This window comes from Streptomyces sp. R-74717 (genome assembly GCF_047305335.1).
GTDB lineage: Bacteria > Actinomycetota > Actinomycetes > Streptomycetales > Streptomycetaceae > Streptomyces > Streptomyces atratus.
On the sequence record NZ_CP102361.1, the window covers coordinates 9,825,687 to 9,846,116 of the forward strand.

14 protein-coding genes and 6 pseudogenes are annotated in these 20,430 nt (G+C 69.8%); 11 read left to right on the plus strand and 9 right to left on the minus strand.

From position 1 onward, the window contains the following. Window positions 1–246: 246 nt before the first annotated feature. The 4 genes and pseudogenes from NRF20_RS44775 (at window position 247) to NRF20_RS44790 (ending at window position 1,922) form a co-directional block, all read left to right on the plus strand. The gene (locus NRF20_RS44775) at window positions 247–528 is read left to right on the plus strand and encodes a hypothetical protein (RefSeq protein WP_413754409.1); all 282 of its coding nucleotides are present in this window, start codon (window positions 247–249) and stop codon (window positions 526–528) included. Between the two features lie 195 nt (window positions 529–723). Continuing rightward, window positions 724–870, plus strand: a complete 147-nt coding sequence (locus NRF20_RS44780; RefSeq protein WP_413754410.1) for a hypothetical protein — start codon at window positions 724–726, stop codon at window positions 868–870. A 55-nt stretch (window positions 871–925) separates the two neighbouring features. After that, window positions 926–1,365 (plus strand): annotated as a pseudogene (locus NRF20_RS44785) (DUF5959 family protein). A gap of 395 nt (window positions 1,366–1,760) precedes the next feature. Further along, the gene (locus tag NRF20_RS44790; protein ID WP_398633237.1) at window positions 1,761–1,922 is read left to right on the plus strand and encodes a hypothetical protein; all 162 of its coding nucleotides are present in this window, start codon (window positions 1,761–1,763) and stop codon (window positions 1,920–1,922) included. A 509-nt stretch (window positions 1,923–2,431) separates the two neighbouring features. On the opposite strand, the gene NRF20_RS44795 is transcribed toward NRF20_RS44790, so the two are convergent. Beyond that, window positions 2,432–2,902 carry a GNAT family N-acetyltransferase gene (locus NRF20_RS44795; RefSeq protein ID WP_398633238.1) on the minus strand — a complete coding sequence of 157 codons (471 nt, stop codon included), beginning with the start codon at window positions 2,900–2,902 and terminating at the stop codon, window positions 2,432–2,434. 180 nt (window positions 2,903–3,082) lie between these two features. Here NRF20_RS44795 and NRF20_RS44800 point away from each other — a divergent pair. Further along, window positions 3,083–3,289 (plus strand): annotated as a pseudogene (locus NRF20_RS44800) (nucleotide kinase domain-containing protein); the annotation flags it as partial. A 270-nt stretch (window positions 3,290–3,559) separates the two neighbouring features. On the opposite strand, the gene NRF20_RS44805 reads toward NRF20_RS44800, so the two are convergent. From NRF20_RS44805 to NRF20_RS44820, 4 genes are read right to left on the minus strand one after another with little or no spacing between them, the layout of a single operon-like run. After that, window positions 3,560–4,708 (minus strand): XdhC family protein, encoded by a 1,149-nt coding sequence (locus NRF20_RS44805; RefSeq protein WP_398633239.1) that lies wholly within the window; start codon window positions 4,706–4,708, stop codon window positions 3,560–3,562. Next, the gene (locus tag NRF20_RS44810; RefSeq protein WP_398633240.1) at window positions 4,701–6,863 is read right to left on the minus strand and encodes a xanthine dehydrogenase family protein molybdopterin-binding subunit; all 2,163 of its coding nucleotides are present in this window, start codon (window positions 6,861–6,863) and stop codon (window positions 4,701–4,703) included. The genes NRF20_RS44805 and NRF20_RS44810 overlap by 8 nt, the downstream gene beginning before the upstream one ends. Next, on the minus strand, window positions 6,860–7,852 hold the full coding sequence (locus NRF20_RS44815) for an FAD binding domain-containing protein (RefSeq protein ID WP_398633241.1): 993 nt from the start codon (window positions 7,850–7,852) through the stop codon (window positions 6,860–6,862). Before NRF20_RS44815 ends, NRF20_RS44810 begins: the two co-directional genes overlap by 4 nt. After that, the gene (locus tag NRF20_RS44820; protein ID WP_413754411.1) at window positions 7,849–8,406 is read right to left on the minus strand and encodes a 2Fe-2S iron-sulfur cluster-binding protein; all 558 of its coding nucleotides are present in this window, start codon (window positions 8,404–8,406) and stop codon (window positions 7,849–7,851) included. Before NRF20_RS44820 ends, NRF20_RS44815 begins: the two co-directional genes overlap by 4 nt. A 239-nt stretch (window positions 8,407–8,645) precedes the next feature. On the opposite strand from NRF20_RS44820, the gene NRF20_RS44825 reads away from it, so the two are divergent. Then, a complete protein-coding gene (locus NRF20_RS44825; RefSeq protein ID WP_398633243.1) occupies window positions 8,646–9,278 on the plus strand; it encodes a TetR/AcrR family transcriptional regulator in 633 nt (210 codons plus the stop codon). A gap of 1,642 nt (window positions 9,279–10,920) precedes the next feature. Here the strand turns inward: NRF20_RS44825 and NRF20_RS44830 are convergent. Beyond that, window positions 10,921–12,705, minus strand: a complete 1,785-nt coding sequence (locus tag NRF20_RS44830; protein WP_413754412.1) for a helix-turn-helix domain-containing protein — start codon at window positions 12,703–12,705, stop codon at window positions 10,921–10,923. A gap of 206 nt (window positions 12,706–12,911) precedes the next feature. Between NRF20_RS44830 and NRF20_RS44835 the strand changes: the two genes are divergently transcribed. Continuing rightward, window positions 12,912–13,925, plus strand: coding sequence for a hypothetical protein (locus tag NRF20_RS44835; RefSeq protein ID WP_398633245.1), 1,014 nt, complete (start codon window positions 12,912–12,914; stop codon window positions 13,923–13,925). 824 nt (window positions 13,926–14,749) lie between these two features. On the opposite strand, the pseudogene NRF20_RS44840 reads toward NRF20_RS44835, so the two are convergent. Together NRF20_RS44840 and NRF20_RS44845 are read right to left on the minus strand one after the other, a co-directional pair. Then, a pseudogene (locus NRF20_RS44840) lies at window positions 14,750–15,169 on the minus strand (PfkB family carbohydrate kinase); the annotation flags it as partial. Continuing rightward, window positions 15,166–15,564, minus strand: a pseudogene (locus NRF20_RS44845) (DeoR/GlpR family DNA-binding transcription regulator); the annotation flags it as partial. The pseudogenes NRF20_RS44840 and NRF20_RS44845, both read right to left, overlap by 4 nt. A 91-nt stretch (window positions 15,565–15,655) precedes the next feature. Here NRF20_RS44845 and NRF20_RS44850 point away from each other — a divergent pair. The 4 genes and pseudogenes from NRF20_RS44850 to NRF20_RS44865 all read left to right on the plus strand — a co-directional run. Continuing rightward, window positions 15,656–16,715 (plus strand): annotated as a pseudogene (locus tag NRF20_RS44850) (PAS domain-containing protein); the annotation flags it as partial. Between the two features lie 497 nt (window positions 16,716–17,212). Then, entirely contained in the window at window positions 17,213–17,725 is a 513-nt protein-coding gene (locus tag NRF20_RS44855) for a lamin tail domain-containing protein (RefSeq protein ID WP_398633246.1), read from the plus strand. Window positions 17,726–18,042: 317 nt separating this feature from the next. Beyond that, window positions 18,043–18,339 (plus strand): hypothetical protein, encoded by a 297-nt coding sequence (locus NRF20_RS44860; RefSeq protein WP_413754413.1) that lies wholly within the window; start codon window positions 18,043–18,045, stop codon window positions 18,337–18,339. A gap of 579 nt (window positions 18,340–18,918) precedes the next feature. Beyond that, the gene (locus NRF20_RS44865; protein ID WP_398633248.1) at window positions 18,919–19,110 is read left to right on the plus strand and encodes a hypothetical protein; all 192 of its coding nucleotides are present in this window, start codon (window positions 18,919–18,921) and stop codon (window positions 19,108–19,110) included. Window positions 19,111–19,122: 12 nt separating this feature from the next. Here the strand turns inward: NRF20_RS44865 and NRF20_RS44870 are convergent. After that, a pseudogene (locus tag NRF20_RS44870) lies at window positions 19,123–20,304 on the minus strand (GDSL-type esterase/lipase family protein). Window positions 20,305–20,430: the final 126 nt, after the last annotated feature.

Here is a 20,430-nt window from a genome sequence, read left to right on the forward strand (position 1 = left end):
TACCAACCGGCTGTTGAGGTCTGTCGGTCCCCTGCCCGGATCGGCGTTGGGGCTTCTTCGAGGGCCAGTTCCTGCCGACGGCGCTCCAAGCCGGCCGCGAGAGCGGGCTCGTCGGCACCCCGGTGGTCGTCGCAGCGTCGGATTGCAGCCCTTCAGCGGGCGGACTCCTGCCAGGACGGCTTGCTCAGCTGGCGGCAGCAGCCGATCATTCGAATATGAGATCCGCAGTGCAGATGTTCGTCGCCGATGGTCCTCATCCCCGACTGGGACGCGAGTGAAGGGGAGAGGCGCGACAATCAGCTCAAGGCGATCTCCGGACCGGTTACGGCGGAGGAGGCCAAGGCGCTGGTTGCGTGTTTCGGCCCCGACGACTGCTACGGCGTTGCGTGGTCGCTGTTGCACCTCATCGAGACCGGCCCGAATCCGGTGCTGACCGCCAAGCCCGCTCCCGAAGCCAACGAGTGGCACCACACGCTATGGACGCGGGCCGTGAACGGCGGCCTCGTTCCAGGGGACTTGACCGGCTGACGCCGTGAGGTGTCTGTCAGGACACCCAGACCGACCAGTCGGATATTCCAGCCAGGCCGTGACATAGGGGCCCTTGGATACGGGTGCCGGGACGACCATTGGAACGAAAGGTGGGACCGCCGGGCCCAGTGGGTAAGGCCTTTCATCCCTGAGAGGTTGTGGGTGACGTCGGTGACACGGAGGTGCGGGGAGGGGGTGTGGAGCACCCGGGAGTGGGGAAGCCTCGCCGCAGCCGACCTGGGCCGGATCACACCGGCCGTGAAGCGCAAGCTCAAGATGCGGCAGTACCGCCCCCTGATCGACGGCTGCCTGAGCGGCACCGGCCTCGTCCTGGACCGCTGATCCGTCGAACGTTCGTCGAGGGGATCCTGCGTCCGCGCGCACCGCATGCGCGAGGATGCACGCCAGTCGCACCAACTGGGCCAAGAGGAGGCGCACTGTGGGAGAGCCGGAACCAGTCGACCTGATTCATTTGGTGAGCGCAGACGGCGACCGGTGCATCGTTCGCGTCACTGGACGTCATCAGCCCTGCATTCTGACCGGACATGACACCCTGCGCGCCGATGTCCTGGTGTCCACCAGCTTCCTCGACGCACGCCTTGAGCTCTACTTCTTGCAGGGGGACTGGAGCTCAGCATTCGGCTCAATGAGGATCAGTCCGTGTGTGTGACGATCCACGACCCCGACCGGCTTTCCATATTCTTCTGGATCCAGCCACGGGCCGACTGGATCCAGGACCACCGAGCCCGACTGGACCGACTTCGGCAGGTCTGGCCACGCGAGGTCATCCAGACCGCTCCCATGGTCTACGAATGGAGCCCGGACCGTAGGAACTGAGCACTTGCGGCACGGCCGGCGCCTGGAAGTCCCGCCCCCGTGCGGCCCAACGACCGGCCGGGCCGCGCGGGAACGAGGGGTCTCGGGCAGTGTGGGAGGCGGAGCCCGCCCGGGAGCCCTTCGCGCGCCGACCAGGCGGATCTTTTCATCGCCGCTGGAGTGCGTCATTCGCGGACGGGCTGCCCCAACCGGTCACCTGGCGCACCGCCGACTGCCGATGAACCAGCTTTGTCAAGCCACCTGCTCGCCGCGGGCGTGGGGCCTCTGGGCGGAAGTGTGCTCCGTCGCTGCCCGGCCTCCGGCCAACTCTGCGGCGTCCTGCCTGCAGCGCGTATACTCGGCCGCCGCTTCCCCTCACCGGCGGAAGACGCCCGTCCCCCGACAGAAGGTTCAACATGAGTTCCGCAGACAGGTTCGAGGCACCGATCTACGCCAGGCTTGTGGAGGAGCACGGGGACGTTCCGGCCGAGACGCGCCGGGTGGCCGAGCAGACCTTGCGCGAGGCGGACCGCGCGATCGACTTCAGCGGCGTGCGCCCGCCGGTGGCATTCCGCTAGCTCGGCACACGAGTCCCTCGTCCAACTCGAGGGCTGCGATGGGCCCCATGCGCTTCGTCGGCCAAGTGCGACCACCTCGCGGGACAGCCCCTGCCCGGGCCTCCCGGATGCGGGCATCGCGCGCACGTGGGCGAGCACAGCGGAGTCCCCTACAGTGCGTGCCGCCCTTCGCCTGCCCGGGTCGATCAGGGTGACCTGTGCACGGGTCCGGCAGCGTTCCGGGACCACTGCCACGACCACGGTCTGATCCGCAGGCCGCCGTGGCGGATCCGCAACGGAAGCGAAGCCTTGTGGGTCCGTACCCACTGCGGCGTGAACCACCTGATGGCCTGTCATCACGGGGGATGAGATCTCGGAGGGACCGCCTGTAGCGGTCCAGGCTCGGGATGACGAGGGTGTCGCCCGGGTCGAGGAAGGCGTCGCACGCCTTCAGTTCCAGCCGCAGTTTGTGAAGCTCCGGCGAGCGATCTTCAGAGAGCAAAGGTTTCTTGAAGGCGCCGGGCCGCCTGTCACGGACGCCAGCACAGCGAGGGGTCGGGATGGTCGACGAAGCCGAGTGCACGGTAGAGCGGTTCGCCGTCGGAAGAGGCGTACAGGTCCACTCGGGCGACCTCACGGTCCCGGAACCAGTCGAGCAGGCTCTGCATGATCGTGCGGCTGTGGCCGCGTCGTCGATTCGCCGGATCGGTGACCACGCCGATCACATGTCCGATCCGGCCGTTGCGCAGGTGCGGGCCGGGCAGTCGTTGCTCGATGGTTCCGATGCCACAGGCGGCAAGGCCGTTGTTGCCGTCCACGACGAGGATCCGAACGGCATCCGCTGCCAACTGTTCCTTCAGCACCGCAGCAAGGGTGTGCCGCCAGTCGTCGTCTGCTGACGAGGGGTTGAAGAAGTCGCCGCCGAGGGTCTCGAACAGCAGCGCCCGCAGGCGTACGAGCTCCGCGACGTCGTCCTCGACTGCCTGCCGTACACGTGACATGTAATGACCTTATAGTTGTTCTGGCACTTACGGCAATCCGTTTCAAGGCGGCGCCCTTGGAGTGCGCCCCGGACTTGTCCCCCTGCTGACCAGTAACACCGCACGCCGCCCCGGGTGGACGCCGACGTGCCGACCAGTCCTTCGTCTTCGGGCTACAGATTCTCGTAGCACTTCGCCCGCCTTGATCTTCCCTTCCACGGACTGAAGGGACGGCCTCTCCAACTGATCGACTGCCAGGACCTGCTCTGTGAGGTTGACAAGTACGCCAGGGTCGCGCACCCGGAGATCGCCGGCATCGGCGGGCGCCGCCACATCAAACAGTCGTACCGGCTCCATGCCGGGCCGCTGCGGGCGTGGTTCCCGCCCAAGTGGGGTTTGAACGACTGAGGGCCGGCTGTGCTGGCGCCGGGCATGTCCTGCCTGGACGGCACGCAGGCCTGGCCGGGCGTGTCCGTTCGTTGAGGAGGCCCCGTGTCCTGCGTCCGGCAGGGGACGTCCCTGAGCTGTTCCCCCAGCGGGTGCGGGCGTCCCGGAACGGGAGCCGAACCGTGTTGAACGGGTACCGAACTGCGTTGCGTTTCCCGGACGTCAAGCCGAGGGCCCGGTCGTCCTGCACGGCGACGACCCGGCCTCCATGCCCTTGCAGCCGCGGCCGGGTCACGCCGCCGCTCGAGAGCGGGCCTCGCCCTCCTCTTTCCCGTCCACGTCATGGTGAATGGGCGTCCCCGAACCGGTCAGCGGAACCCCCGTTCCACCCCGGCGCGCCGCGACGATCTCCGCCGCGATGGACAGGGCGGTCTCCTCGGGCGTGCGGGCGCCGAGGTCGAGGCCGATCGGGGAGCGCAGGCGGGCCAACTCGCGGTTGCTGACGCCGACTTCGCGCAAGCGCCGGTTGCGGTCCTCGTGGGTGCGGCGCGAGCCCATCGCGCCGACGAACGCGACCGGCAGTCGCAGGGCAGTCTCCAGCAGAGGAACGTCGAACTTCGCGTCGTGAGTGAGTACGCACAGAACGGTTCGTTCGTCGGTCGCGGTGCGCCGGAGGTAGCGGTGCGGCCAGTCGACCACGAGGTCGTCGGCTGCGGGGAAGCGGGCACGCGTGGCGAAGACCGGCCGGGCGTCGCACACGGTCACGTGGTAGCCGAGGAACTTGCCCGCCCGTACGAGCGCCGTCGCGAAGTCCACGGCGCCGAAGACGATCATCCGGGGTGGCGGCACCCTCGACTCCACGAACAGCGTCACTCCGCCCGGGCAGCTTGCCCCGTCCTCCGCGATCTCGACGGTGCCGGTGCGGCCGGTGTCCAGCATCGCGCGGGCCTCCGCCACTGCCGTCCCGTCCAGTTCCGGATGTCCGTCGAGGCTGCCCTCGTACGATCCGTCCGGGCGAACGAGCAGCGCCCTGCCGAGCAGTTCCCCCCGGCCCCGGGCCACCCGGGCGAGTGCCGCCGCCTCTCCTCGGTCCGCGGCCGACACCGCTGCCTGGAACACCGGCGCGTCCGCGCGCACCGGCGTGACCAGGACTTCGATGACGCCGCCGCAGGTGAGCCCCACCGCGAAGGCGTCCTCGTCGCTGTAGCCGAACCGTGCGCGCACTGTCCGGCCGTCCCGGAGCGCCTGGACGCACAGGTCGTACACCGCCCCTTCCACGCAACCGCCGGAGACGGAACCGATGGCGGTGCCGTGACTGTCGACGGCCAGGGCGGCGCCGGGACCGCGCGGCGCGCTGCCGCCGACGGCCACGACGGTGGCGACGGCGAAGTCCCGGCCCTCCTCGAACCAGTGGTTCAGCTCCTCGGCGATGTCAAGCACTCCGGGCTCCCTCCGCTGCCCGATGCCGCGCTCCGTCCGCGGCACGCAGGACGCGGTCAGGACGGATCGGCAGGTCGCGGTGACGTACGCCGGTCGCGTGCCACACCGCGTTGGCGATCGCGGCGGCGACGCCCACAACGCCGATCTCGCCGATGCCCTTGATCCCGACCGGGTCGTCCGGGACGGGGTCGTCCACCCAGTCCGCCTCGATGAGCGGCACATCGGCGTGCGCGGCGAAGTGATAGCCGGCGAGGTCGGCACCGACGTGGCCGCCGGAGGCCTGGTCTCTGATCGCCTCCTCATGGAGAGCCATGGACAGCCCCCAGGTCATTCCGCCGATGAACTGGCTGCGGGCGGTGAGCGGGTTGACGATGGTGCCTGCGGCGTAGATGCCGAGCAGCCGTCGCACGCGCACCTCACCGGTGGCGACATCCACCGCGACTTCGGCGAACTGCGCGCCGAAGGAGTGCCGTTCCTTCTTCGCGAGGGCGCCGATGGCCTCGGCGGTGTTCGACCGGGCAGTGATTCCCTCCGGCGGAATGGCGCCTCCCGGGGACAGTCGCTCCCGCAGCTCGTCCGCCGCGACCGTCACCGCCCACGCCCAGGAGCGCGTGCCCATGGAGCCGCCGGCGAACATCGCCGGGCCGAGGTCGCTGTCCGCGATGCGCACACGGACGCGGTCCGGATCCACCTCCAGCGCGTCCGCCGCGACCAGGGCCATCGCGGTCCGTGCCCCGGTCCCGATGTCCGCCGCGTTGATCCGCACGGTGAAGGTTCCGTCCGATTCCGCGGTCACGGCCGCCGTGGACGGGCCGACTCCTGAGGGGTAGGTGGCCGCCGCCGTACCGGTTCCGAGCAGCCAGCGCCCCTCACGGCGCAGGCCGGGACGCGGGTCCCGGTCCGCCCAGCCGAACCTGCGGGCGCCCTCCTCGAAACAGGCGAGCACATTGCGGCTGCTGAACGGCAGCCCGGACACGGGACCCGTCTCGGGTTCGTTGCGTGCGCGCAGCGCGATCGGGTCCATGCCGCACTTCTCGGCCAGTTCGTCGAGGGCGGATTCGAGGGCGAAAGATCCCGGTGCCTCGCCCGGTGCGCGCATCCAGGCCGGGGTCGGCACGTCGAGCCGTACGAGCCGGTGAAGGGTGTGATGCGCGTCGGCGTCGTACATCACGCGCCCCAGCACGGCGCTCGACTCGACGAATTCATGCACGGTCGACGTAAGACTCTGCGCCTGGTGGTCGAACGCGCGCAGCCGGCCGTCGGCGTCGGCGCCGAGCCTGATCCGCTGCGCCGTGGGGCTGCGGAAACCGACGAGGGAGAACATCTGGCGGCGGGTCAGCACTACGCGGACCGGGCGGTGGAGGACGGTCGTGGCCATCACGGCGGCCACTTGGTGCGGGCTCAGCCCCTTCGATCCGAAGGCGCCGCCGACGTGTTCGGACCGCACCCGTACGGAGGAAGGATCGAGGGAGAAGAGCTGCGCGAGTTCGCTCGCCACCCAGGTGCTGCCCTGGTTGGAGTCGACGACGTCGAGCCGACCGCCGTCCCAGCGAGCCGTCGCCGCATGCGGCTCCATCGGGTTGTGGTGTTCCTCCGGTGTGGTGTACTCCTCGTCCACGACGACGGCGGAGGCGTCGAGTTGGGCCTCCACGTCCCCCTTCTCCGTCTCGGCCTGGAGCATCGGGTTGTCCTGCGGCGTGTACGCACCGGAGCGTCCGGTGAAGAACGCGACGTCGTGCGGCTCCTCGTCGTACCGGACCACCAGCGCCTCGGCGGCCTCCCTGGCCTGCTCGGACGTCTCGGCCACGACCAGCGCCACCGGCCAGCCGACGAAGGGCACACGGTCGTGCTGGAAGATCCCGAGGACCGGATTCGGCCGCCCCAGCATGCCCACATAGTCGGTTTCCACGCGCGGCGCGTTCCCGTGGTGCAGCACGGCGAGGACGCCGGGCATGGCCAGGACCGGGGCGTCCTGCACGGAGCGGATACGGCCACGGGCCACGGTCGACAACACCAGCCAGCCATGGGCTAGTTCGGCGAAGGGGATCTCTCCGGCGTAGCGGGCCGCCCCGGTGACCTTGTCGCGGCCCTCCACGCGGGTACGGGCGGAGCCGACGGCTCCCGTCGCGGCGGCGATTTTGGTCGTCGTGGTCATCGGGCGGCCTCCTCGGTGAGTTCGGTCAGCACGGCCACGACGAGGTTGCGCATCAACGTCACCTTGTATCCGTTCTCGGGAAGCGCCTCGGTGGCCGCCAGTTCGGCATCCGCCGCGGCGGCGAACGCCTCCGCGCTCGCCGGGCTGCCGATCAGCACCTGCTCGGCCGCACGGGCCCGCCACGGTCGGGACGCGACGGCCCCGAACGCGAGGCGCACTTCGCGTACGACATCGTCCTGGACGTCGAGCGCGGCGGCGATCGAGCCGATCGCGAACGCGTACGAGGCACGCTCGCGCACCTTTCGGTACCGCGAGTGGGTGGCGACCGGGGCCTGCGGCAGCGTGACGCCGGTGATCAGCGCGCCCGCAGGAAGGGCGGTCTCGATGTGCGGGGTTTCGCCCACGGGCAGATAGAACTCGTCTATCGGCAACTCGCCCGGCCCGTCCGCCGTTTCGTACGAGATGACGGCGTCGAAGGCGGCGAGCGCGACCGCCATGTCCGAGGGATGGGTGGCGACGCAGTGTTCGGAGGTGCCGAGGATCGCGTGGTTGTGGTGCTCGCCAGTGAGGGCGGGGCAACCGCTGCCGGGGGCACGCTTGTTGCAGGGTTTGCTCAGGTCGGTGAAGTAGCCGCAGCGGGTCCGCTGGAGCAGATTCCCGCCGACGGTGGCCATGTTGCGCAGCTGCCCCGAGGCGCCGGCCAGGACGGCCTGCGCCAACGCCGGGTAGCGACGCCGTACTTCGGGGTGGGCTGCGAGATCGCTGTTGGTGACGGTCGCGCCGATGCGCAGCCCGCCGTCGTCAGTGAACTCCACTCCGTCGAGCGGAAGATCGCGTACGTCGATGAGCAGAGCGGGCCTTTCCACGCCGGCCTTCATCAGGTCGACGAGGTTGGTGCCGCCGCCGAGGAAGCGGGCGTCGGGGTCGGCGCCGAGCAGCGCGACCGCTCCGGAGACGTCGAAAGCGCGTTCGTAGCCGAATTCCCTCATACTGCCGCCTCCTTGGCCTCGGTCCCGGCCGCCTCTGCCGCCTGCGCGACCGCCTGCACGATCGACACGTAGGCGCCACAGCGGCACAGGTTGCCGCTCATCCGCTCGCGGATCTCTTCGGCGGTGAGTGCAGGCGCTCCCGCTTCGGGCCGGACATCGTCGGTCACGGCGCTCGGCCAGCCCGCCGCGTGCTCCTCGATCACCGCGAGGGCCGAACAGATCTGCCCCGGTGTGCAGTATCCGCACTGATAGCCGTCGAGGTCGAGGAATGCCTGCTGTACCGGATGCAGCCGCTCACCATCGGCCACGCCTTCGATGGTGGTGATCGCGCGCCCCTCGGCCGCGACTGCGAGCTGGAGACAGGAAACGGCCCGGCGCCCATCGAGCAGCACCGTACAGGCGCCGCATTGGCCCTGGTCGCAGCCCTTTTTGGTACCGGTCAGATCGAGATGCTCGCGCAGGGCGTCGAGCAGGGTGGTGCGATGGTCGACGGGCAGTGTGTACTTCTCGCCATTGATGTTCAGGGTGATGGCGCTGGACGTCGATGGGGCCATGATCAGCCTTCTTTCGCGTTGCTGATGCGCGTCGAACGAGACGATCCCGGCAGAAAGCCCGGGAGGGAGAGGGAGATGCGGATGAATGGACCAGCGGCGATGGGTATTGGTCGGCCACACTGGCCGGATCTACCGCTATGGTGGACCTAAGCGGACAGCTGTCCGGTTGTCGTCGAACCTAGCGGACAGCTGTCCGGTTAGCAAGGCCGGGCTTGGCTGTGATTCCGGAAGGAGGACGAGTGCAGGAAGAGAAGAGCGCGACTCTGCGCCCGGACGCGCAACGGAATCGCGAGCGCATCCTGGAAGTCGCGCTGGCCGAGCTGACGCGGGCCGCGGATGCTCCGCTGAGCGCGATCGCGAAGAAGGCGGGCGTCGGACAGGGGACGTTCTACCGCAACTTTCCCAACCGCGAGGCCCTCGTCCTGGAGGTCTACCGCTACGAGATGCAGCAGGTCGCCGACACCGCTGCCCAGCTGCTCCAGACCCGCGCGCCTGACCAGGCTCTGAGGGAGTGGATGGACCGCCTGGCCCAGTACGCCATGGCCAAGGCCGGCCTGGCCGACGCGCTGCGCAAGGCCACCAGCCGGTACGGCAGCCTGGCCCAGCTGGGTCACGGCCCGGTGACCCAGGCGGTCGCGCTCCTGCTGAAGGCGAACGAGGAGGCCGGCACCATCCGCCCGGGGCTGACCCCCGACGACTTCGTGCTCGCCATTGCCGGGCTCTGGCAGATCGACCCGCACAGCGACTGGCAGCCGCGTGCGACGCGACTGCTGGACCTTGTGATGGACGGGCTGCGGGCAGGGGCGTTCGGAGCGGGTGGGCCTGCGACGGATGGGCGTGAGGCGGACGGGCGGGGGGAAGGGCGGACCTGAGGTGGGCTGAGCTGGGCCCCAGGTGGTCCTGGCTCGGGCGCACCCGGGCCGGGCGGAACTTGGGCGTCTCTGCAGGGTCTGCCGATGCGCCTGCCATGGGGCCGCTCCTGTCGCCACTGGGTGAAGGGGTTCACAACTGCTGGTCCAGTACCTTGTTTTGGCGAACATGGGAACGATTGAGTGAACGGTGTTCCGGTCTGTGGGTGCGCCCGGCGGGGTGTGCACAATGTGCGTGACGCGATCTGGGACGCCGGGTGTGGTGTCAGCAGTCGGGGCCCCCGTATCACCGGAGTGATGGTTCGGGGCCTCCCCGTCGCCTCTGGCCGCACCCACATGGCCAGGTCGTAGGGATTCCGCCCACCTGGGACGGACCGCATGCGGGATATGCGTTGTCGCCCAGGACGAGAAAGCGGAGGACCAGTGCGCCCAACACCGTTCGGGGCGTGCCGGTGAGACGGGACTCACTCCTGCTCACTGCCCAGGAACGGTACCGCTGTGAGTCCGGTCCCCGCCGCAGTCGTATGCCGAAGGCCGCGTCGGTGAGGCGGTCCCCGGTGATCCGTACGTCTCCCCGAGGAGTTGCTCGGGAGTTATGGGTTGCCTTCCGCGCTTCAGTCGGTGATTCCGGAGCGGTGGGGGAGGGCTCTTCCGGCGATGTGAACGCCGACGGCTCGCCCCGGGGCACAGCGTCTGATGACGACCTGACCGTGTGCATCGCAACCGAGTTGCGATGCACACGACCAAAATTGGGCTCGAAGCATGGCAGGTAGTGGTGATGGCCCGGACACCGAGGACTCCGGCTGCGATCTGAGCTGGTCGATCGGGACGCACCTCCGTAGCTGCAAGGCGAAGGTGGGGCCGTGTGTCGCTGAGCTTCCGCGTGGTGCCCGTGGGTACCAGTTGCTCTGCACCGTGGAGTGAAAGGCCTTGGCCAATCAGTTGCAGCTGGCCGGGTGCCCGGGGATCGACCGGTCGGTACTGCCGTATGTGATTGACCATATGTGATCGACGACCTGGTCGAGGCCGGGCCGGTCGAGCGGCAGCCGGATCCGGCCGACCGGCGGGCACGGTAGGTTGTGGCCACCGCGCTGGGCGTCGAGGCCTTCCAGAAGTTGCAGAAGAAGCTGAGCGGGGCCGAAAAAGCGGTGCTGACCGCCCTGGAGCCTGCCGAGCAGAAGCAGTGCCGGTCGCTGTTGTCCCGCATGGCCCAGGGTCGGCTCGGCATGAGGGCCGTTGGCGGGGATGCCGACGATTCCGGCTGGGCAAAGTCTGCGGTGTGTCCGCTGCCCCTGTTCCTGATGCCTTGTGAGAACGCATGGTGCCGCTGCTCCCTCCGCGTCCCGCTCGGCGGGCCCCTCATCCGGGGCGTTTGCCGGCGACGGACCGACTGGCCCCGGCGGGCGGGCGCCGCCCACCCGCGTTCATCAGCACGCCCGGCCCATGAGGCGACGCCCCGCAACCGCCGTTACCTGCGGCGACGCCGGATCAAGCATGGCATCCCCGAGCCAAGAGACCAGCGGCCGACCACCGGCGCCACGGTAGCAAGGGCGGTCGGCCGACCTGCTTCGACAATGGGATCCAGAAGCGCGGGAACGAGGTCGAACGCGACCCCGCGCCAACCATGCACGCGCTTGTCAGGGCCCTAACCCGCCGTTCGTCGCATGGTGAGGGCCAGGTGGACCTGCAGCGCGTGGTCGCCGTGGCGCCACTGTGGTCCGAGCAGCGCCGAGATCCGGTCGATGCGCTGATAGAGCGTGTTGACGTGGACGTACAGGGCGGTGGCGGTACGGCTCAGGTTGCCGTCGCAGGCGAAGTAGGTGAACGCGGTGCGTACCAGGTCGCTGCCGCGCGTCTCGTCGTGCTCCACCAGCGGGCCGATCGTGCGGCGGACGAAGCGGTCCAGTTCGTCGCGGCCCGCCGGGCCCAGCAGTATGCCGTGGATGCCGAGGTCGTCGCGGCAGGCACCCTCGCCGGCGCGGTCGAGCGCGACCAGTGTGTCCAGGCAGCGGGCGGCGTCGCGGTGTGCCTCGACGACGGCCGTGGCGCCGGGTGCCGCTTGCTCCGCACCGACCGTGACGGGGCGTCCGATTCCGGCGGTCAGCAGTTCGGCGAGGGCACGGGCGGCGCCGCCCGGGTCTTCGACGGCGGGCAGGACGACGACGGTGCTGCCGCCGTACTCGCCCGCGATGCCGCCGAGCCGGGTGGCATGGCCGCCCGCCAGTTCCGTGATGCGGCGCCGCCTGCCGTGGTCCCCGCCCCGGGCCACCAGAACCACATGACCGCGCTCCAGGTCGAGTCCGACCAGCGCGGCCCGGCGGCGCAGCCCTTCGGGGTCGCGGTGCGGGGCGCCCAGCAGGTCTTCGAGGATCTCGCCGCGCAACCGGTGCTCGGCCTCCGCGACCGTACGTTCACCGAGCAGCATGAGGGCGGCTGCCTGGGCGGCCCGTTCCAGGGCGTGGATGTCGGACGCGTCGAGTCCGCCGCGTTCGAGCAGCAGTGTGCCGAGGTGTTCGTCGGCGGCGACGATCGGGGTGACACAGACGGTTCCGCGTGACGCGGAGCTGCGGCGGTTTCGGGTCTGCGCCATCTCCCGTACGAGGTCTGCCGGTTCGGGCGGTGCGTCACCGGCCGAGGCGAGCGGCCGGTCCTGGGCGTCGAGGACGAGGACGCTGCCGCGCAGCACGTCGGCGAGCGCCGCGGCCAGCCCCGTCGGCCCGCCCCCGTCGAGCGCGACGGCCGTGAGCCGCTCATGGACGGCGGCGGTCTTGCGGACCTCTTCGAAGAGAGTGGCGTTCTCGATGGCGAGAGCGGCATGGTTGGCGAGCGAGATGAGAAGGTCGACCTCGTCGGGCGAGAAGGGGCGCACCCGGCGGTTGGCGGCGAACAGCACCCCGTACACCTGGTCGCCGAACTTCAGCGGCACGCCCTGGATGGCCACCAGCCCCTCGGCGCCGATGACGCCGTCCACATACGGGGTGTGCTCGAAGCGGGCGTCGTTGGGGTAGTCGGCGGTGTGGTAGGGCACGGCGGTCGCGGCGACCAGTCCGCCGAGGCCGGTACCGGCGGCGAGCCGGCCGGTCTTGAACCCGTCCGTCGTGATGCCGTCGGTGACGCGTACGTACGTGTCGCCCTCCTCCGGGTCGGAGAGCAGCAGATATGCGACATCGGTGCCGACGAGGGTGCGGGCGCGGCTGACGATGGCCTGCAGGACGTCCTCGAGGTCGCGCAACGAGGCAAGGTCACCGGCGGTCTCATAGAGCGCGGCGAGCGCGGCCTCCCGGCGGCGGTGGGCCGCGAGCCGCGAACGTATCTCCAGCGCTTCGTCCACGAGCGGTGGTTCGGCGGCCACGGCACGGAACGCCGCTTCGTCGGCCTCCTCGCGCAGCAGACGGAGCAGGGTACCGGTGGTCGCTGGGGTCGTCGTCACCGGGCCAGTGATACCGCACCGATGCCGCCGTGCACCCCGGGCGACAGAGAGAATCTCCACTCATCTGCCGTCCACGACGTGGCACACCTCCGTTTCCCGCAGGACGGTGCACGGCCAACCATGGCCCCGTCCGTCTCCGTACTCCCCGTACCCCCCCGACTTCCGACCCCGTTCCCCGAACGGATCCCAGTGAAGGAGAGCGCACGATGAAGTTCCGTTCCCTGCGGACCGCCGCTGTCACCCTGGCCGCCGCCCTGGCCGCGGCCTTGGGGCTCACCGCCCCCGCCCACGCGGGCGAACCGGGCCTTCCCCGGCTCAACATCACCGACACCTACGTCACCGGAATCTCTTCCGGCGGATTCATGGCCTCGCAACTCCAGGTCGCCTACTCCGGCACCTTCAACGGCGCGGGAATAGTCGCCGCAGGCCCGTACTACTGCGGCAAGGGAGGCATCGTCGTCGGGCTGATCGCCTGCGGTACAGGGCTGGTCTCCACCGACCCCGAGGGCATCGAGCAGATCGCCCGCCGCTGGTCGGCCGACGGACGGATCGACCCCGTGTCGAACCTGGCGGGCAAGCCCGTCTACACATACCACGGCACCCGGGACCCCCTCGTCCGGACCTCGGTGAGCGACGAAGGGGTGCAGTTCTACCGGGACTTCGGGGCCCGGACCGCGTACCACGACACCGATCCTGCAGGGCACGGCTGGCCCACCCCGAACGCCCCGCTGAGCTGTGGCACCACGTTCTACCCGTTCCTGATCAACTGCGGCAACGATCCGCAGGGCGAGATGCTCGGCCACTGGCTCGGGCAGGTGAACGCACCGGCCGCCACGCAGTCGGGCACCGTCAGCCGGCACGACCAGAACCGGTATGTGCCGGGCGGTCTGGCCCAGTGGTACAGCATGGGCAGCAGCAGCTTCCTCTACACGCCGGACTCCTGCGCGGCAGGGGCCGCGTGCAAGCTGGTTGTCGCACTGCACGGCTGCCTGAGCGACAACAAGTTCGTGGGTGACCGGTTCGCCCGTGAGTCCCATCTCAACGAGTACGCCGACACCAACAACCTGGTGATCCTCTACCCGCAGACCGACATCAGCCTGCTGCGCGGCAACCCGCAAGGCTGCTGGGACTGGTGGGGGTACACGGGCAGCGACTACGCCCAGAAGTCGGGACCGCAGATGCGCGCCATCCTGAGCGAGGTGCATGCGCTCGGTGGCTGACCGGATCGAGCGGAACACGTACCGAGCGGGTGGTGGGCTGGCATGCAGTCACCGTCCGCTCCGCCCCTCCCGGCACGGATCACATGCGGCAGGTGCTGACAAGGGGAGTTGCCAGTGCGACCCGGCCAGGCGGCGGGACCTGCCGCGCGACTTCGCCCCGCCGGATATCCGGCGGGGCGAAGTCGCGCGGCCTGTCATCCGGGCCACAATGGACCGGACCCTCGCGGGGCGAGCACCGCCCGGCTGCGGCTGCGGCCTGAGGACACTGGCCGCCGAAGCCGGCGTGACCCGCACCGCGTTCTACCCGGAGAAGAACCGCGACGGCACCACCTGCCTCGGCCCGTACCAGCACGCGAAGTCAACGACCTGCTCAGCGATGACGACCGCGACGCTGGGTGGGAGGCCGGCGAAGCGTCCGAGCGGAGTCGATGAGCATGCAGTCGGCCCTGGCACTGCCCCACGAGGGAAGGGCGGTACCAGGGCCGGTGTACGGGACCTCAGCCGGTCAACTGAACGTCGGGGGCGGGGAAGTGGCGAATCGGACATCTGCGGGTGCCGCAGATGCTGCCCGCCGTCGTCCACATGCAGGGTGAAGGTCTCCGGGCCCCGGACGGCCGACCGCATCGTAGGCGTCCAGGACACGCTCGATGTGCTGCCAGATCTTCACCGGCCCGTCCTCGTGGACGGCGCACCCACCGTCGATAGGCGTGAGGGTTGTGGTGGAGTCGCTGGCCGAGAACAGTCCGTTGACCGCAAGGAAGTGGATAGCTTTCCAGAAGAGCGTTCGAAGAGACTCCGGCTGGTGCACACTCGGCCCCTGACGGACGGGGCAGACTGCCACAGCAGGCGATCCAGTCCGTGGTGGCCGACCGGGTCTGTGCGGCATCCAGCAGGGCCTCCGCCTCGGCCACGGTGATCTCCGGGCCTACCGCGTTCACCTTGGTCAGCGTTCCGTCGGGTTCGACGAGCGTGACGTTGATACGGGTGCTGCCGGCGATCGGTACTCCGGCCGCCTCGATGCCGTGTTTGCCGAGCAGCCGGGCGAGCAGCGCGCCCTCTGGCCCGCCGAGCGGTGCGACCGCGATCGTGCGGTGGCCGGCTGCCGCGACCGCGCGCGAGACGTTGATGCCTCTGCCGCCGGGGTCGACTCGGTCGTCCGTGGCCCGCAGCACGGCACCGCGGGTCAGCCCGGGCAGCTCGTATGTACGGTCCAGGCTTGGATTGGGGGTGACGGTGAGGATCACGCGCGTACTACTTCCGTGCCCTGGCCCTCGATGACGAGGGCGTCGTCGGAGCCGAGTCCGGTGTCGGTGATGAGCAGATCGACCTGCGCGAGGTCGCCGAAGCGGGTGAAGTGTTCCTGGCCGAACTTGGTGGAGTCGGCCAGGAGCACCACCCGCCGGGCGGCAGAGATCATTGCGCGCTTGACGGCGGCCTCGGCCATATCCGGCGTGGTCAGACCGCCCTTCGGAGAGAAGCCGTTGGTGGCGAGGAGGACGACGTCGGCGTTGATCTCGCTGTAGGCGTTCAACGCCCAGGCATCGACCGCGGCACGGGTACGGTGCCGGACCCGGCCGCCGACGAGATGCAGCGCGATGCCGGGGTGGTCGGCGAGCCGGGCGGCGACCGGCAGAGCGTGGCGGCGCGGCGACGGGGTGGGGAGGCCGGAGTGCGGTCGCCGGCCGGGTTGGATCCGCGGGATCGGTGCCCGGGCATGCATCGCGAGGACTGGGCCGCTTCCCGTGCGGCACAAGGGCGGTGATACGCGCCTGGTGGAGTTCCGTAACATGTGGCTTCTGAACGAGCGCGGACAGTCATACGCCCTGGGTATCGCCACCGATCAGGCCACATTGCGGGAGGTGGAACGGGACCTGGCGCCGTCGGTGCGGCTGGTGGCCCAGTCCCCGATCGGCCTGGCGGTCCTTGACGCCGACCTGCGGTACGTGATGGTCAACCCAGCGCTGGAGCGGCTCAACGACCTGCCGGCCGCTCAGCACATCGGCCGTGATGTCCATGAGGTCCTCCGGTTCCTGGGTGATCCCGAGGCTGCCGCGTCGATGATGAGGCAGGTTCTGGACACCGGTAGACCGCTGGTCAATCAGTTCGTCTTGGGCCGGTCACCGACCGCTCCTGCCGCCGACATTGCCCGGTCGGTGTCGTACTACCGGCTCGAGGATCCGGCCGGGCGGGTCCTGGGTGTGGCGGCGTCGGTGGTGTATGTGACCGAGCAGCACTGCGCCGGCTTGGAGGCGGCCGACGCTCGCGAGCGGCTGGCGACCGTCGCCCGGGCCTCGGTGACGGTGGGCACCACCTTGGATGTGGAACAAACCGCCCGGGAGCTGGCCGACATCCTGGTGCCCGAGCTGGCCGACCTCGTCGCCTACGATGCCGGCCGTCTCATCGCCCGGTGTGTGACCACCGGCCGCCCCGTCCTGGTGAATCGGGTGGCCGATACGGACCTGCGGCACATCGCCGCCGAACCGCGGGGAGTCGCTCGCCCAGGCCGGCCTGCACGCCCACCTGGCCGTGCCGCTGATCGCCCGTGGGGAAGTCCTGGGCGCTATGGATCTGTGCCGCGCCCGCAACCCGCTGCCGTTCGACCGCGACGATGTCGTCCTGGCCGGTGAGCTGGCTGCTCGCGCTGCGGTGTACATCGACAATGCCCGCTCGTATCAGAACCGGCGCCGCACCGCCCTGACCCTCCAACGCCACCTCATGACCCACCAGCTGCCCAAGCCGACCGGCTTGGAGATCGCATATCGCTACAAGCCCGCCCAGGCCGCCGCCCAACCGCCCCATGCCGCCTCGTCGGTCTGTCCGGGGCTGTTGGGTCTGCTGGACCGGTAACCGGAGTGCAGCTGTTTCTCCGCTGCCCAGCCAGACCTCGCCGCAGCCGGCCGGCGCGAACTGCTCGCGCGGATGCGCGATCACCGCATCACTGTCCGAACTGTGGAGCGCTATGCCTGTTACCTGATTTGCGCGGCACTGATGGCGGAGCGCGGGGTGGTGCAGTGGGGTGCACCGGGGAGTCGGAAAGGGCTTGCCGTCCGGGGCGGCCGGGGTGATTGCCACGCGCAGTGAATGTCAGGGTCACGCTCATGTGGATTGTTTGACCGTTACAGTCGCCAGTTACGGAAATGTCCGCATTGTGTAACGCGGGTCGAAGCCTCGGCCGGAGCCGGGGCGGGTGCTCCACAGTGTGGGTCCTCGGCTTGCTGGGCCGGGACCCGCACTGCGCAGCATGGCTCTGACCTGAGCCTGGGCGCTCTTACTTGAGGGGACATCACGTGTCTGCTTCTCGTACCGTCCGTCGCCTTGTCGCTACCGGTCTGGTGGCCGGTTCCGCCGTTGCCGTGGTGGCGATGCCGGCCTCCGCGGATGACGGCCGTGACCGTGGCCGTCACCACCAGGCGTACTCCAAGGTGGTGCTCGGTGACATCCAGTACAACAGCCCCGGCCGTGACGACTTCTCCAACCGTTCGCTGAACGGGGAGTGGGTCGAGGTCACCAACACCGGTCGCCGGGCGGTGAACCTGGACGGGTGGACTCTGTCGGACCGGGACGGCAACCGTTACCGCTTCGACGACCTGCGTCTGGCCGGCCGGGCCACGCTCCGTGTCCACACCGGGCGCGGCCGCGACACCTGCACCGACGTCTACCAGAACCGCCGCGGCGACTACATCTGGAGCAACTATTCCGACCGGGCCACGCTGCGCGACGACCGCGGTCGCACCGTCGACACCGAGTCCTGGGGCCGTGACCGCGACTACCGCAGCGACGACCGCGGGCGCCGCCGTTGACCTGACCCCCGCCCGCCACTGACCGCGGGCCCTCCCGGAGCTGCGGCGTGCCGCCACCCCTCGCCCCCGGGGTGGCGGCACGCCGCTCGTGCGCTCGCCGGGCTTCCCCGAGGCTGAGGCGTGCCGGGGCAGCACGGGCTGGACGCGCAGAGGGGCCCTGGTCCTGGAGGGGCACCCCGCATTTGGATGCCATTCGCACCCGAACGGGACGCGCCACGGTGACAAGGCTGTATCGGCGCTCGTTGGAGGGGAAGATCGAGCCAGTGGTGCAGTCCGAATGCGCGCAGGTGGCTTCCGAGGTACGACCGGAGAATGTCATGACCGCTGAACACGCCCCCCATCCCAACCACACGCATCAGCACAGTGAGGGCTGCGGCCACGTCGCCGTCCCGCATGAGGACCACGTGGACTACGCGCACGACGGTCATTTCCACCGTGTTCACGACGAGCATGTGGATGAGTGTGAGTCGAGCGGGCACACCGTTCACGGCGACCACGCGCACCAGCACGGCGACGGGTGCGGGCATGTTGCGGTGCCGCATGGAGATCACGTGGACTACGTGCACAACGGTCACCGGCACGCCGGCCATGACGGGCACTGGGACGACCACTGACATATTTGCGCAAGGCGGGTGTCCCCTGAATAGCTGAGGGGACACCCGTCGTTTGTGCGTTTGGTGGTGGGGCCTCGATGTCCGCGTGGTGAGGCAGGGGCCGGGGCCCGAGGTCTGCCCGGGGTGAAGTGGTAGGCCGCCGGGCTGCAGAAGCAGCAGGCCGACGGGGGGCAACGACGCTCCACAGGACCCAAGGACGTGTCCAGGCCTTCGAGCACCCGGCCCGGGGCCGGCCCGATTTCTTCCCACCCCGAAGGCGCCAGGACCGCGACGTACTCGGCTGTCTTGTCGGCTGCTGAGGTGGGCTGTCGCGCCCGCCCCGCGCCTCCCTCTGCTGCGCGAACCGGCTGCCACCACCCCGCCGCGCTTCGAGCGGTGCGAATGCGGCCTTGATACCGACGCCTGGGCCGCGCTGCGAACCCGCAGTGTCGAACACGGTCGAGCTTCCGGCGGCCCCCAGGCTTCGCGGATCTCGCATCACAGGTACAGCAAGACATCGGCGACTCACTCGCGCACAATCTGATCACCGGTGTGGAGGTGTCCAGGGAACTGGGCTGCCGCCGGGGTAGCCACCGCTCTGTGGCACCCGTGGTCATCCAGTCCACTCTTGGCGTGGACGCGGCGCTGGGCAGCGAGGCGCCGCAGGAGGCCGGGCCGCTGGGCACCATCGACCTGCTGAGCCACCACCAGCAAGCGCGGATACGCCTGCCTCGGCACCGTCACTGCCGCTGCGCTCCTCATCCGGCTTCGCTCACGACCGGAGCCGGATGAGGAGTGGGAGTTTCAGGCACGCTTGGCGGCGAACAGGCCGCCGGAGCCGAAGGCCAGGGCGGTGAAGCGTTCGCCGATGAGGCGGTGTGTGGCCGCGTCCGGGTGGAGTTGGTCGGGCAGCGGCAGTTCGGCGAAGTCCGCGTTGCCGTAGAGGTCGTGGCCGTCGAGGTAGTGCAGGTTCGGGTCGTCGCTTGCCCGCTTCTTCACCAGGCGGGCCAGTTCGTCCCGGATGACGTCGAGGGTCAGCTTCCCGCTGGCGCGTTCCGCGGGGTCGCCCGCGGTCCGGAACTGGAGCCTTCCCGCGCTGAGGTTGCCGAGGTCCGGTGCGCTGGGGCCTGGGGTGTCCTCATGGATGGGGCACAGTATGGGCGATGCGACCAGGAGCGGAGTGGTGGGGTGGCACTCGCAGATGGTGTCGAGGAAGCCGTGCACCGCGGGGCCGAAGGCGCGCAGGCGCATCAGGTCGGTGTTGACGAGGTTGATGCCGATCTTGACGCTGATCAAGTCCGCGGGGGTGTCGCGCAGGGCGCGGGCGGTGAACGGGTCGAGCAGGGCGCTGCCGCTCAGGACCAGGTTGGTCAGTGCCACGCCGCCGAGGGAGCCGGCCAGCGCGGGCCAGGCTGTGCTGGGGCTTGCGGCGTCGGTGCCGTGGCTGATCGAACTGCCGTGGTGCAGCCACTTCTTGTGGCCCTCATCCGGTAGGGGCTCGACGGGGGCGTCGGTGCGCAGGGCGACCAGCTGGGTGATTTCGTTGTACGGCAGCCAGATCTCGACGTCCTTGACGCGGCCGGGGGGCCGGAGAACCGGACGGTGCCGACCGGGCCGGGCCGGGCCGGGTTTCCGCGGAGCCGGCGGTCATGTCCACCGTCAGGACGTTGCCACCGGGCACACTGGTCTGCCGGGCCAGTCGGCCGTCGACGAGCAGGTCGTACATGCCGTCGGGGCGGGGCGGGGCGCCCTGGTAGGCATTCTTGGTACGGGGTGCATCCAACTCGACCGCGGTGGCCCGCGTGCGGAACACCAGCCGTACGCCGGAGGGCTGGGCCTCTGCCATGGTCAGCTGCCCGTCGGCGCATTGTGCACGGGCCTGGGCGGGCAGCCGGTGCGGCAGCCCCCGTGTTCGGTGCGTTCCAGGTCAGCCCCCACCGCACCCCAGGCGCTGCGCGCCGACGCGTTGGACAATCGCAACCGCATCGTCGAGGCCGTCCGCGAGAGGTTCGCCGCGCGCGGACTCGACGTGACGATGCGCGTGATCACCGAGGTGTTCGCCGAGCAGGTGGCGGCCTGCGTGGCGGCTGTTGACGACGCCTTCGCGGATTC